We start from the raw sequence: 12,289 nt of genomic DNA on the forward strand, positions 1-12,289 counted from the left end.
CACATGCGACTCATCGTTTCGTTCACGCTCGCCACTGCGGTCGCGGCCCCTGCTTGGGCTCAGTTCGCCCGGGCGGAGGATGCCGTGAAGTACCGGCAGGGCGCATGGTATGTGCTGTCGCAGCACTTCGCCCGTATCGGTGCCATGGTCAACGGCCGTGCGCCCTACGATGCCCGCGGTGCGCTGGAAAACGCCGAACTGGTAGCGGCCCTGGCCAAGCTGCCGGCGACGGCCTTCGGCCCGGGTACCGAGCGCCTTTCCCCGAAGGCCAAGCCGGAGATATGGACCGAGCAGGCCCGCTTCAGGGAGCACAACGACAAACTCGTCGGCGAGTCGGCCAAGCTGCTGGCGGCTGCCCGGGTCAACAACCTCGATCAACTCAAGGCCGCTTACGCCTCCACGGCCGCAACTTGCAAAGGCTGCCATGATGCCTACCGCAACAACTAAACGCCATTACGCGGGTGTCGCCATCCCGGCAGCACCCATCAGGGCTACGGTCCCGCGAGTTTGGACCGGCATGCGCCGGGTGCGGGTCTGGGACTTGCCGACCCGCCTGTTTCACTGGAGCCTGGTCGCCTGCTTCGTTGGGCTGGTGGCCACCGGTTACACCGGCGGGGCCGCGATGCATTGGCACGCGCGCTTTGGCTATGCCGTGCTGGCCCTTCTAGTATTTCGCATAGTGTGGGGATTCGTGGGCGGCCGATGGTCGCGCTTCACCTCGTTCCTGTATTCCCCGGCCCGCGTGATCGCGTACCTGCGCGGCAAGGACGATGGCAAGCCGAAAGCAGGCCACAACCCCCTCGGGGCGTTGTCGGTATTTGGCATGCTCGCGGTGCTGCTGGTGCAGGTGGGAACCGGCCTGGTCAGTGACGACGAAATTTCATTCACCGGCCCGCTCAGCAGCTTCGTTACCGCCAGCCAGTCGCTGAGCGCTACCTGGTTTCACAAGGAGGTAGGCCAGTGGACGATCGTGGCCCTGGTGGTGCTGCACATCGCCGCCATCGCCTATTACCTCGTGCGCAAGAAGAAGAACCTGATCAAGCCCATGCTCGACGGAGATGAGGCCATGGTCACTCCGGTGCCGCCCTCGCGTGACGACTCCCATTCACGCACGCTGGCCGCGGCGGTGTTCGCTGTCTGCGCAGTGGGGGTGACCTGGCTCGCGGCCCTGGGCTGACTGCCGGACGAGCCCCTAGTCGTCCTGGCCCGCGTCCAGTCCCGGGAACAGGACGTCGGTGAAGCCGAACTTGCTGAAGTCGCGCACCCGCATGGGGTAGAGCTTGCCGATCAGGTGATCGCATTCGTGCTGCACCACGCGCGCATGGAAGCCATCGACGGTGCGATCAATAGCGTCGCCGTATTGGTCGAAGCCGGTATAGCGGATGCGTGACCAGCGTGGCACGACGCCACGCAACCCTGGGACGGACAGGCACCCCTCCCAACCTTCTTCCTCCTCGTCGCCGATAGGCGTGATGACCGGGTTGAGCAGCACCGTGCGAGGGACCAGCGGCGCGTCGGGGTAGCGGGGATTCACGGCCTCGGTGCCGAAGATCACCAGTTGCAGGTCCACGGCGATCTGGGGCGCGGCCAGGCCCGCCCCATCGACGGCGCGCATGGTGTCGAACATGTCGGAGACCAGTAGGTGGATCTCGTCGGTATCGAATTCCGTCACCGGCTGGGCCACGCGCAGCAGCCGCGGGTCGCCCATCTTGATAATTTCACGCACCGCCATCAAGCAATCCCTTCAATCCTTCTTCGTCCAGCACGGCGACGCCGAGTTCCCTTGCCTTGTCCAGCTTGCTGCCCGCCTCGGCCCCTGCAACCACGTAGTCGGTCTTCTTGCTGACCGATCCGGCAACCTTGGCGCCGGCCGCTTCCAGCATGTCTTTGGCCTCGTCGCGACTGAGCGTCGGCAAGGTGCCCGTCAGCACCACGGTCTTGCCGGCCAGCGGCTTGGGCGCCCGCGCGGCCGGCTCGCCTTCTTCCCAGGTGAGGCCGCAAGCCCGCAACTGCACCACCACTTCGCGGTTGTGCGGCTGCTGGAAGAACTTATGGATGCTCTCGGCCACCACGGGGCCGACGTCGGGCACTTCGAGCAGGCGCTCCACGCTGGCGTCCATGATCGCGTCGAGCTGGCCAAAGTGGCGCGCGAGGTCCTTGGCCGTGGCCTCGCCCACATGGCGTATGCCCAAGCCGAAGAGGAACCTCGGCAAGGTCGTGTGCTTGGATTTCTCCAGTGCCGCCAGGACGTTTTGCGCCGATTTCTCGGCCATGCGGTCCAGGCTGCACAACGCAGAAAGGCCCAGGCGGTACAGGTCGGGCAGTGTCTTGATGACGTTGCCCTCCACCATCTGATCGACCAGTTTCTCTCCCAGGCCCTCGATGTCCATGGCCCGACGCTGCGCGAAATGCAGGATGGCCTGCTTGCGTTGCGCGCCGCAGAATAACCCGCCGGTGCAGCGGTAATCCGCCTCGCCTTCCTCGCGCACCGCCTCGGAGCCGCAGACCGGGCATTTGCGTGGCATGGTGAAAAGCTGGGCCTCGTGCACGCGCTTCTCAGGCACCACCGCCACCACCTCGGGGATGACGTCGCCGGCTCTCCGGACGATGACGGTGTCGCCCACCCGCACGTCCTTGCGGCGAGCCTCGTCTTCGTTGTGCAAAGTGGCATTGGTCACTGTGACCCCGCCCACGAACACCGGCGCCAGCCGCGCCACGGGGGTGAGCTTGCCGGTGCGGCCCACGTAAACGTCGATGGATTCCACCGTGGTGATCTGTTCCTGGGCCGGGTACTTGTGGGCGACGGCCCAGCGCGGTTCGCGCGATACGAAGCCCAGCTGCTTCTGCAGGGCCAGGCTGTTGACCTTGTAGACTACGCCATCGATATCGAATGGCAGGCTGTCGCGTTCCTTGCCCACAGCCTGGTGAAAGGCCACCAGCTCTTCGGAACCCGTCGCGACCTGGGTGCGCGTGGAAACCGGAAAGCCCCAGGAGCGCAGCGTCAGCAACATTTCGAAGTGCGTGGTGAATGCCGGGCCGCCCTGCTCCGGCGCCGACACTTCACCCCAGCCATATGCAAAGAAACTCAGCGGCCGCTGCCGCGCGATGCCCGGATCCAGCTGGCGCACCGCACCCGCCGCCGCATTGCGCGGATTGACGAAGGTCTTCTCGCCCTTGGCGCCCTTGGCGATCTTCTCGCGCTGCTGTTCGTTGAGTTTTTCGAAGTCGTCGCGACGTATGTAGACCTCGCCGCGCACCTCGAGCACCGGCGGCGCGTCCTTGGGCAGCCGCAGCGGGATCTGGCCGATGGTGCGGATGTTCTGCGTGACCTCTTCGCCGATTTCGCCGTCGCCGCGGGTCGCCGCCTGGACCAGCACGCCGTTTTCGTAGCGCAGGTTGAGCGCCAGCCCGTCGAACTTGAGCTCGGCGACGTACTCGATGGGCGGCGCCGATTCGGCCAGGCCCAGCTCGCGCCGCACCCGGGCGTCGAAGCTGCGGGCGCCGCTGGCCTCGATGTCGGTCTCGGTGCGGATCGACAGCATGGGTACCTTGTGGCGCACCTTGGTGAAACCTTCGAGCGGCTTCGCGCCCACCCGCTGGGTCGGCGAACCGGGGGTCAGCAGCTCGGGGTGCCGCGCCTCCAGATCCTGCAATTCCCGAAACAGCTTGTCGTACTCGGCATCCGGAATCTCGGGCTCGTCCAGCACGTAATAGCGGTGTGCATGGTGATGCAGCAGCTCGCGCAGCGCATCGACCCGTTCCTGGACTTTGGCGGTGACGGCCATACCTTAGGAAAACAGCCGGCGCGCCAACGGCGACCCCGCCGCCAGGTCGCGCGCGTCCAGCGTGTCGTAGAGCTGCTCGAGGTCCGAGCCGATCACGTCCATGCCTTCGGCGCGGATCACCTCGCCGTTGTCGTCGGTGATGATGCCTTCCATGGCGGCTGCCAGGGCGATGGCGGACTCGCGCATGCGAACGAAGGGCTGCTCGCTGCGGTGTACCTGCGGCACGTCCAGGCTGAGCGTCAACTCGCGCAGGGCCGACTGGGCGGGATCGTCGGCCAATGCAGCCTGGGTGTCGAACGACAGGCCCAGCACGGGCGGCGCGCCGGGCGAGCTGGCCGGCAACACCATCCGCCCCGGGATCGCGCCGGGCACGAAGCCCAGGCGAGCCGCGTTCTGCTGCACGTAGCCGGGGCTCCAGGCGGCGTTGGTGGCGCGCAGCGTGAAGCCGAGTTGGGCGTCGTGGCCGCTGGCGAACTGGTCCAACTCGCGCGCCCGCGCCACCTCATCAAGCATGTCGGGGAAATCGGGGGCGCCATTGATGGCATCGGCGAAGGCCTGGGCTTTCATCACGAATTCGGAGAATTCGATCTCGTTGAGTGCGCCGGTTCGGTTGGCCAGCTGCACGCCGGCCTGGAAGGCGCTGTAGCGGTGGCCTGCCTGCGGGGTTTCCCACTGCTGCGTCGCGTCGTGGAAGCCTTCAACGGCGAAAGGCTTGCTGCCGGCACGGCGCGTCGGCGGCATGGCGGCCAGCGCCGCGTCACCGGAAACCGGGCCTTCCACCACGATCGGCGTCAGCACGTCGATCAGCGCATCCAGTCCAGGTTTGCGCTCCATGGCGGGCAGCGGCGGGGCCAGGCTCGCGTCGTCGAACACCGGGTCCTCGCGTTCAGCCGGAGCCCGGGGCTCGACCACCATGGCGACTTCCGGCTGGCGCGGCGTGTTCCTGCGCGATGTCCAAGCGTTGTAGGCTACCAGCAGGGCGAGCACCAGCCCGCCCAGAATCGCCAGGCCTAGCGTGAAACTGCTCAAGCCGCCTCGGCCATGGACACGGCCGACTCCATGTCCACCGCAACGATGCGCGAAACGCCCTGCTCCTGCATGGTCACGCCGATCAGTTGCTCGGCCATTTCCATGGCGATCTTGTTGTGGCTGATGAAGAGGAACTGGGTTCCGCGGCTCATGCTGGTCACCAGCTTGGCATAGCGCTCGGTGTTGGCGTCGTCCAGCGGCGCGTCCACCTCGTCCAGCAAGCAGAAAGGCGCGGGGTTCAACTGGAAGATCGCGAACACGAGCGCAATGGCCGTCAGGGCCTTCTCACCGCCGGACAGCAGGTGGATGGTCTGGTTCTTCTTGCCGGGCGGCTGGGCCATGACCTGCACGCCTGAATCGAGAATTTCGTCGCCGGTCATCACCAGGCGAGCGTTGCCGCCGCCGAACAGCTCGGGGAACATCTTGCCGAAATGCTCGTTGACGGTGTTGAAAGTGCCGGCCAGCAGTTCGCGCGTTTCGCCGTCGATCTTCTTGATCGCGTCTTCCAGCGTGGCCATGGCTTCGTTCAGGTCGGCCGACTGCGCGTCCAGGAACTGCTTGCGCTCGCGCGCCGTGGTCAGTTCTTCCAGCGCCGCCAGGTTCACCGCGCCCAGGGCGGCAATGTCGCGGTGCAGGCGGTCGATGTCGCCCTGCATGCCGGACAGCTTGACCTTTCCTTCCTCGATCGATCTGGCCACCGCCTCGAGGTCGGCCTGCGCATCGACCAGGAGCTGCGTGTATTGCTCGAAGCCGAGCCGCGCCGCCTGCTCCTTGAGCTGGAACTCCGTGATGCGCTGGCGCAGGGGATCGAGTTCGCGCTCCAGTTGCAGCCGGCGTTCGTCGCTCGCCCGCAGCTTGGCGGTAAGGTCGTCGTATTCGCTGCGCTTGGCGCCCAGCGACTGCTCGCGCTCCAGCTTCAAGGCCAGCGCGCTTTGCAGGCCGGCCTGGGCCGCCGCATCCGTCAGGCGCGAGAGTTCTTCCTTGGCGCGCTCTTCTTCGGCGGCGATCGATTGCGCCTGCTGGGTGGCGGTTTCGATGGCGCGCTGCAGTTCGGCCTTGCGGGCCTCGACCGAGCGCTGCGAGAACTGAGCCTCCTGGGCTTGCCGCTCCAGGCTGCGCTGCTGCTCGCGGCATTCCGCCAGTTTGCGCTCGGCCTCGATGACGCGATCGCCGAGTTGCGCGTGCCGCTCCTGACTGTCGGCCAGTTGCATGTCCAGCTCTTCGAAGCGCGCCTCCGCCGTGACCCGGCGTTCCTGCAGCTCTTCGAGCAAGGCATCGAGTTCCGCCATGTCGCCGGCGATCTGCTCGCTGCGGGCACGGGTCTGCTCGGCCAGCTGCGTCAGGCGCAGCGTCTCGACTTGCAGTTCATGGGCACGGTCCTGCGTCTCCGCAGCTTCGCGCCGGGCCGATACCAGCCGCTGCGAGGCTTCGCTGTACGCGGCCTCCGCGCGAACCAGGGCCGACCGTGCCTCTTCGGCGATCAGGGCCTGCGCGCGCAGCTGCTTCTCGAGATTCTCGATTTCCTGCTGCCGTGCCAAGAGGCCGGCCTGCTCCGAATCCTGCGCGTAAAAGCTCACGCTGTGCGCTGTGACGGCATGGCCGCTCTTCACGTAGATCACTTCGCCCGCCTGCAGCATGGCGCGTGCGGCCAGCGCATCTTCGAAACTCTGCGCGGTGTAGCAGCCGTGCAGCCAGTCAACCAGCAGGGCTTTCTGTCCGGCGTCGTTCAGTCGCAGCAGGTCGGACAGGCGTGGCAAGGCGGACTCGCCATCCGGCGCGGCCGCTTGCGGCAGGTTATAGAAAGCCAGCTTGGCCGGAGGGGGATCGTTGCCGAATGCCCGCACCATGTCCAGCCGCGACACCTCGAGCGAATTCATGCGCTCGCGCAGCGCGCCTTCCAACGCGTTTTCCCAGCCCTGCTCGATATGGATTCGGCTCCACAGGCCCTGCAATCCCTCGAGGCCGTGCTTGGCCAGCCAGGGCCGAAGCTTGCCGTCGGTCTTGACCTTTTCCTGCAACGCCTTGAGGGCTTCCATGCGCGCCGACAGGTCAGCCTGTTTGTGGCTTTCGCTGTTGACGGCCTGTTGCCGGCCGCGGCGGTCTTCGTCCAGTTGCGGCACCTGTTCCTGCAACTCGTGCAGGCGGGCGTCGGCGGTTTCTGCGGCCTCCTGCGCCGTAGCCAGTTGCGCCTGGAGGTTGGTCAGGCGCGCTTCATCGGGAGCCGCGAGAGCGTTGCGGTCGACCACCAGGCGCTCACGGCGCTGGTTCAGCTGGCGGGACTGCTCTTCGATGTTGCGTTGATCGGCTGCCAGCACCTGGATCTGCTGCTGTACCTGGGCCACTCCGGTGCGTTGCTCGTTCGATTTGGCTTGCGCCTGGCGCAAAGCCTCTTCCAGATCGGGCAGCTGCTGGGCCTGCTCCTCGACCTGGGCCGCCAGGAGCATTGCCTTCTCTTCGGCGTCTACGCCCTGCGCAGCCAGGTTCTCGGTTTCGGCGGCCGCATCGTCCCTGCGTGCGGCCCACTGGGTGGTTTGCTCCTTCAGCTGGACGAGGCGCTGCTCCACGCGCTGGCGGCCCTCGACCACAAAGCGGATCTCGGCCTCCAGCCGGCCCACTTCCGCGCTGGCTTCGTACAGCTGCCCTTGAGCCTGGTTGACTTGGTCGCCGGCCGCATAGTGCGCCTGCCGGATCGTCTCGAGGTCGCTCTCGACGCGGCGCAGATCGGCCACGCGCGATTCAAGGTCGTTGACGGATTTCTCGGCGTCGGCCTTCACCTTGGCCTGGTCGGCTTCGCCCTCGGCGCGCTTCAAGAACCACAGTTGCTGTTGCTTGAGCGTGACCTCGGCTTGCAGCGTGTTGTATTTCTGCGCGACCTCGGCCTGTTTTTCCAGCTTGTCGAGGTTGGAGTTGAGTTCACGCAGGATGTCTTCGACCCGCGTCAGGTTCTCGCGCGTGTCCGTGAGCCGGTTTTCCGTCTCGCGTCGGCGTTCCTTGTACTTGGACACGCCCGCGGCTTCCTCGAGGAACAGGCGCAGCTCCTCGGGCTTGGATTCGATGATCCGGCTGATCGTGCCCTGGCCGATGATGGCGTAGGCGCGAGGCCCCAGGCCCGTGCCCAGAAACACGTCCTGTACGTCCCGCCGACGCACCGGCTGGTTGTTGATGTAGTAGCTGGACGTGCCGTCGCGCGTCAGCACGCGCTTGACGGCGATCTCGGTGAACTGGGCCCATTGGCCGCCGGCGCGGTGGTCGGCATTGTCGAACACCAGTTCGACCGACGACCGCGAGGCCGGCTTGCGGGTATTGGTGCCGTTGAAGATCACGTCCTGCATGGACTCGCCGCGCAGCTCGCTGGCCCGCGACTCGCCCAGCACCCAGCGCACGGCGTCCATGATGTTGGACTTGCCGCAACCGTTGGGGCCCACCACGCCCACCAGCTGGCCCGGCAACATGAAGTTGGTGGGTTCGGCGAAGGACTTGAACCCGGATAGCTTGATGGAATTGAGACGCACGCAAAAAGCCTGTGGTTTGAACTGTCCGCGGCGGCCTGGCCACGCGCGAAACGCACGATGTTACCCGAGCGCTCCAGGGGCGCTCCCGCCGGTCGGGCGCCCCGGCGAAGCCAGGGCCGCCTGATCCTAAGGCGGTCGGCCCCATGTAATGCTTTCTTACCGGCTCCTAGCTGCCCACGTGCATACTGAACACGGCGCCGTTGGACAGGCGGCAGGTGCCCGTACCCAGCGTCGGCGAGTTCATGGTGTAGCGGCAGTTGATGTAGCTGCCGCGTTGCCCTGCGCCATTGGCCACGCCATCGCGGGAAGAACCCGCCACCCGCGTGGCTTCGCCCGAGAAGCTCTCGCCGTTGATGTTGGTGCTGAAGTGGCCGCGGCCATTCAGGTCGTTCGTCACCGCCGCCATGACCGTGCCATACACAGCGGCTGTTTCGTTGACCGGGTACAGGCGAGCCGAGAAAGTGACGGGCCCCGGCACGGGCGCTGTGGCGGGTAAGTAAATGCCGGTCGAGGGGGCTGGCTGCGGGTGCACCGGCACCACATAGCAGCCGGTCAGCATGCCGGTCGCGGCGACGATGGCCGCCAGCGATGCCTTGCGGACAAGGCGCGAAGAAGTCTTCATTGCGATTCCAGGTGACCCAAGCACATGCTTGTGGTCCGGATTCTGTCGGCGCCGGGGCAAAAGTATCGAAATGACGCATGATGTACCGATCTTAAGTACCCGAAGCATCGAAATGAGCTACTCCTGATGGACGGGATAATCCCAGGCATGAATCCCCTTTTGTCCCGGCTGCAGCCCTACCCCTTCGAGCGGCTGCGGCAACTTTTCGTGGGCGTGAGGCCCAATTCCGCCTATCGGCCCATCAGCCTGGGCATCGGCGAGCCCAAGCACCCCACGCCGGAATTCATCAAGCAGGCCCTGGTTGGCTCGCTGAATGGCCTGGCGAGCTACCCGGGCACGGCGGGAGAACCGCATCTGCGCGAGGCGTTTCGCCATTGGCTGCAGGTCCGCTATGGGCTGATGGCGGTGGATGCCAACACGCAGATGCTGCCGGTCAACGGCTCGCGCGAGGCCTTGTTCGCGTTTGCCCAGACCGTGATCGACCCCGGCAAGAAGCCGATGGTGGTGTGCCCCAACCCGTTCTATCAAATCTACGAAGGCGCGGCGCTGCTCGCAGGGGCCGAGCCCTACTACGCACCCAGTGACCCGGCCCGCAATTTCGCCGTGGATTGGGACAGCGTGCCAATCGAGGTCTGGGCCCGCACCCAGCTGCTGTTCGTGTGCTCGCCGGGCAACCCCACCGGTGCCGTGATGCCGCTGGCCGAGTGGAAAAAACTGTTCGAACTGTCCGATCGCCACGGCTTCGTCATCGCTTCAGACGAGTGCTACAGCGAGATCTATTTCGGCAACGAGCCGCCGCTGGGGGGCCTGCAGGCCGCCACCAAGCTGGGCCGCGCCGATTTCCGCAACCTGGTGTCCTTCACCAGCCTGTCCAAGCGCAGCAACGTTCCCGGCATGCGCAGCGGCTTTGTCGCCGGCGACGCAGCCATCATCAAGCAGTTCCTGCTGTATCGCACTTACCACGGCAGCGCCATGAGCCCGGTGGTCCAGAAAGCCAGCATCGCGGCCTGGGGCGACGAGCAGCACGTCATCGAAAACCGCGCCCTCTACCAGCGCAAATTCGCTGAAGTAACCCCCATGCTGGGCGCGGTGCTGGACGTCAAGCTGCCCGACGCAGGCTTTTATCTATGGGCCGGTGTGCGTGGAAGCGACATTGAGTTCGCCCGGGATTTGCTGGCTCAATACAATGTCACGGTGTTGCCCGGTAGTTACCTTGCCCGCGAAAGCGGTGGCTCGAATCCCGGCGCCGGCCGCATCCGCATGGCCCTGGTGGCCGAAACCGCGGAATGCGTGGAAGCCGCGCAACGCATCGTCCAGTTCGTCCAGTCCAGACCGAAGTAAAGCAATGACCCAACAGCTCCAGCAAATCATCGACACCGCGTGGGAGAACCGCGCCAACATTTCCGCCAAATCCGCTTCCAAGGAAGTGGCAGACGCCGTGGAGCATGTGATCTCCGAGATGAACAAAGGTCAGCTGCGGGTTGCCACGCGCCAGGGCGTGGGCCAGTGGACGGTCCACCAGTGGATCAAGAAGGCCGTGCTGCTGTCTTTCCGCCTGCGCGACAACGAGATCATTCGGGCCGGCGACCTGGGCTTCTACGACAAGGTGCCCACCAAATTTGCTCACCTCTCGCCGGAGGACATGGCGGCCACCGGCGTGCGCGTGGTGCCGCCCGCAGTTGCCCGTCGCGGCAGCTTCATCGCCAAGGGCGCGATCCTGATGCCTAGCTACGTGAACATCGGCGCGTATGTGGACGAGAACACCATGGTCGACACCTGGGCCACCGTCGGATCTTGCGCCCAGATCGGCAAGAACGTGCACCTCTCCGGCGGCGTCGGCATCGGCGGGGTGCTGGAGCCGGTGCAGGCTGGGCCGACCATCATCGAGGACAACTGCTTCATCGGCGCCCGCTCCGAGGTGGTCGAAGGCGTGATCGTCGAAGAGAACTCCGTTATCTCCATGGGCGTGTACATCGGCCAGAGCACCAAGATCTACGACCGCGCCACCGGCACCGTGACTTATGGCCGCATCCCGGCAGGTTCGGTGGTCGTCTCCGGGAATCTGCCGAGCGCGGATGGCAAGTACAGCCTGTACTGTGCGGTGATCGTGAAGCGAGTCGACGCGCAAACCCGCGCCAAAACCAGCCTGAACGACCTGCTGCGCGACTAACGGAGGACTGATGTCCACAATGGAACGGATTCTTCGCCTGATGGGCGAAAAGAAGGCATCGGACGTGTATCTGTCGGCCCATGCGCCGGCGCTGATCAAGATCAACGGCCAGTGCCTGCCGATCAACAACCAGCTCCTGCCCCCGGATGCACCCAGGGCCCTGCTGGCCGAGGTGTTGCCTCCCAAACGGATCGAAGAACTCGAGGAAACCGGTGAGCTGAACATGGCCCACGCGATTCCCGGCGTGGGAAACTTCCGCGTTTCGGCCATGCGCCAGCGCGGCACCTACGCCGCGGTGATCCGCTACATCACCACCGACATCCCGCCCTTGGCCTCGTTGTCGGTGCCGCTGATCCTGGGCGACCTGATCATGGAAAAGCGCGGCCTGCTGCTGATGGTGGGTGCCACCGGCGCCGGCAAGAGCACGACGCTGGCTTCGATGATGGACTACCGCAATGAGCAGGTGTCGGGCCACATCCTCACCATCGAGGACCCGGTCGAGTTCCTGTTCACCAACAAGAAGTCCGTGGTCAACCAGCGCGAGGTGGGCAGTGACACCAAATCGATGCAGACCGCGCTGAAGAACGCCCTGCGCCAGGCGCCGGACGTGATCCTGGTCGGCGAGATCCGCGACCGCGAAGGCATGTCGGCCGCCATTGCTTATGCGCAGTCGGGCCACCTGTGCCTGGCCACCATGCACGCCAACAACAGCTACCAGGCACTGAACCGCATCCTGTCCTTCTACCCCGTCGAAGTGCGCCCCACGATGCTGGGCGACCTGGGCGCCGCCCTCAAGGCGGTGGTGTCGCAGCGCCTGCTGCGCACCGTGCACGGCAGCCGGACCCCGGCGGTCGAAGTGCTGCTGAACACCAAGCTGATTTCCGAGCTCATCGAAAAAGGCGACTTCTCCGGTATCAAGGAAGCGATGGAAAAATCCATGGCCGAAGGCTCGCAGACCTTCGAGCAGGACATTGCCCGGCTGATCATCGAGGGCACCGTGGACAAGAAGGAGGGCCTGGCCTACGCCGACTCTCCCACCAACCTCCAGTGGCGCCTGCAGAACGACTTCGTGGGCAAGGACAAGGCCGAAGTGGAAGACGGCGCCTCGGACGACGACATGGCCGACGAGCCGTCCTTCACCGAAATCACACTCGACGTGAAACACTAGCCC

The 12,289-nt window shown here is 65.5% G+C and carries 10 protein-coding genes; 5 read left to right on the forward strand and 5 right to left on the reverse strand.

What is annotated here, in order from left to right; translation table 11 throughout:
- Positions 1–3 precede the first annotated feature (3 nt).
- Together HNE04_RS01180 and HNE04_RS01185 are read left to right on the forward strand one after the other, a co-directional pair.
- Entirely contained in the window at positions 4–447 is a 444-nt protein-coding gene (locus HNE04_RS01180; RefSeq protein ID WP_172215996.1) for a c-type cytochrome, read from the forward strand.
- The gene (locus HNE04_RS01185; RefSeq protein ID WP_328700238.1) at positions 425–1,177 is read left to right on the forward strand and encodes a cytochrome b/b6 domain-containing protein; all 753 of its coding nucleotides are present in this window, start codon (positions 425–427) and stop codon (positions 1,175–1,177) included. Before HNE04_RS01180 ends, HNE04_RS01185 begins: the two co-directional genes overlap by 23 nt.
- A gap of 15 nt (positions 1,178–1,192) precedes the next feature.
- On the opposite strand, the gene def is transcribed toward HNE04_RS01185, so the two are convergent.
- The 5 genes from def to HNE04_RS01210 form a co-directional block, all read right to left on the reverse strand.
- Complete coding sequence (def, locus tag HNE04_RS01190) at positions 1,193–1,732, reverse strand: peptide deformylase (protein WP_172215998.1); 540 nt, start codon at positions 1,730–1,732, stop codon at positions 1,193–1,195.
- Positions 1,719–3,785, reverse strand: coding sequence for an NAD-dependent DNA ligase LigA (gene ligA / locus HNE04_RS01195; protein WP_172216000.1), 2,067 nt, complete (start codon positions 3,783–3,785; stop codon positions 1,719–1,721). Before ligA ends, def begins: the two co-directional genes overlap by 14 nt.
- Before the next feature lie 3 nt (positions 3,786–3,788).
- Entirely contained in the window at positions 3,789–4,814 is a 1,026-nt protein-coding gene (locus HNE04_RS01200; protein ID WP_172216002.1) for a cell division protein FtsZ, read from the reverse strand.
- The gene (gene smc / locus HNE04_RS01205) at positions 4,811–8,326 is read right to left on the reverse strand and encodes a chromosome segregation protein SMC (protein WP_172216004.1); all 3,516 of its coding nucleotides are present in this window, start codon (positions 8,324–8,326) and stop codon (positions 4,811–4,813) included. The genes HNE04_RS01200 and smc overlap by 4 nt, the downstream gene beginning before the upstream one ends.
- A 166-nt stretch (positions 8,327–8,492) precedes the next feature.
- Positions 8,493–8,948, reverse strand: coding sequence for a hypothetical protein (locus tag HNE04_RS01210; RefSeq protein WP_172216006.1), 456 nt, complete (start codon positions 8,946–8,948; stop codon positions 8,493–8,495).
- 147 nt (positions 8,949–9,095) lie between these two features.
- On the opposite strand from HNE04_RS01210, the gene dapC reads away from it, so the two are divergent.
- From dapC to HNE04_RS01225, 3 genes are read left to right on the forward strand one after another with little or no spacing between them, the layout of a single operon-like run.
- The gene (gene dapC, locus HNE04_RS01215) at positions 9,096–10,289 is read left to right on the forward strand and encodes a succinyldiaminopimelate transaminase (RefSeq protein WP_172216008.1); all 1,194 of its coding nucleotides are present in this window, start codon (positions 9,096–9,098) and stop codon (positions 10,287–10,289) included.
- Between the two features lie 4 nt (positions 10,290–10,293).
- A complete protein-coding gene (gene dapD, locus HNE04_RS01220; RefSeq protein WP_172216009.1) occupies positions 10,294–11,118 on the forward strand; it encodes a 2,3,4,5-tetrahydropyridine-2,6-dicarboxylate N-succinyltransferase in 825 nt (274 codons plus the stop codon).
- A gap of 10 nt (positions 11,119–11,128) precedes the next feature.
- The gene (locus tag HNE04_RS01225) at positions 11,129–12,286 is read left to right on the forward strand and encodes a PilT/PilU family type 4a pilus ATPase (RefSeq protein WP_172216010.1); all 1,158 of its coding nucleotides are present in this window, start codon (positions 11,129–11,131) and stop codon (positions 12,284–12,286) included.
- Positions 12,287–12,289 lie beyond the last annotated feature (3 nt).

The sequence above is a fragment of the Caenimonas soli genome (assembly GCF_013155545.1).
Lineage (GTDB): Bacteria > Pseudomonadota > Gammaproteobacteria > Burkholderiales > Burkholderiaceae_C > Ramlibacter > Ramlibacter soli.

Coding starts and splice junctions, on each gene's coding strand:
- dapD (WP_172216009.1), top strand. CDS start 10,294: ATGACCCAACAGCTCCAGCAAATCATCGACACCGCGTGGGAGAACCGC.
- ligA (WP_172216000.1), bottom strand. CDS start 3,785: ATGGCCGTCACCGCCAAAGTCCAGGAACGGGTCGATGCGCTGCGCGAG.
- HNE04_RS01225 (WP_172216010.1), top strand. CDS start 11,129: ATGTCCACAATGGAACGGATTCTTCGCCTGATGGGCGAAAAGAAGGCA.
- dapC (WP_172216008.1), top strand. CDS start 9,096: ATGAATCCCCTTTTGTCCCGGCTGCAGCCCTACCCCTTCGAGCGGCTG.
- HNE04_RS01180 (WP_172215996.1), top strand. CDS start 4: ATGCGACTCATCGTTTCGTTCACGCTCGCCACTGCGGTCGCGGCCCCT.
- HNE04_RS01210 (WP_172216006.1), bottom strand. CDS start 8,948: ATGAAGACTTCTTCGCGCCTTGTCCGCAAGGCATCGCTGGCGGCCATC.
- HNE04_RS01185 (WP_328700238.1), top strand. CDS start 425: ATGATGCCTACCGCAACAACTAAACGCCATTACGCGGGTGTCGCCATC.
- def (WP_172215998.1), bottom strand. CDS start 1,732: ATGGCGGTGCGTGAAATTATCAAGATGGGCGACCCGCGGCTGCTGCGC.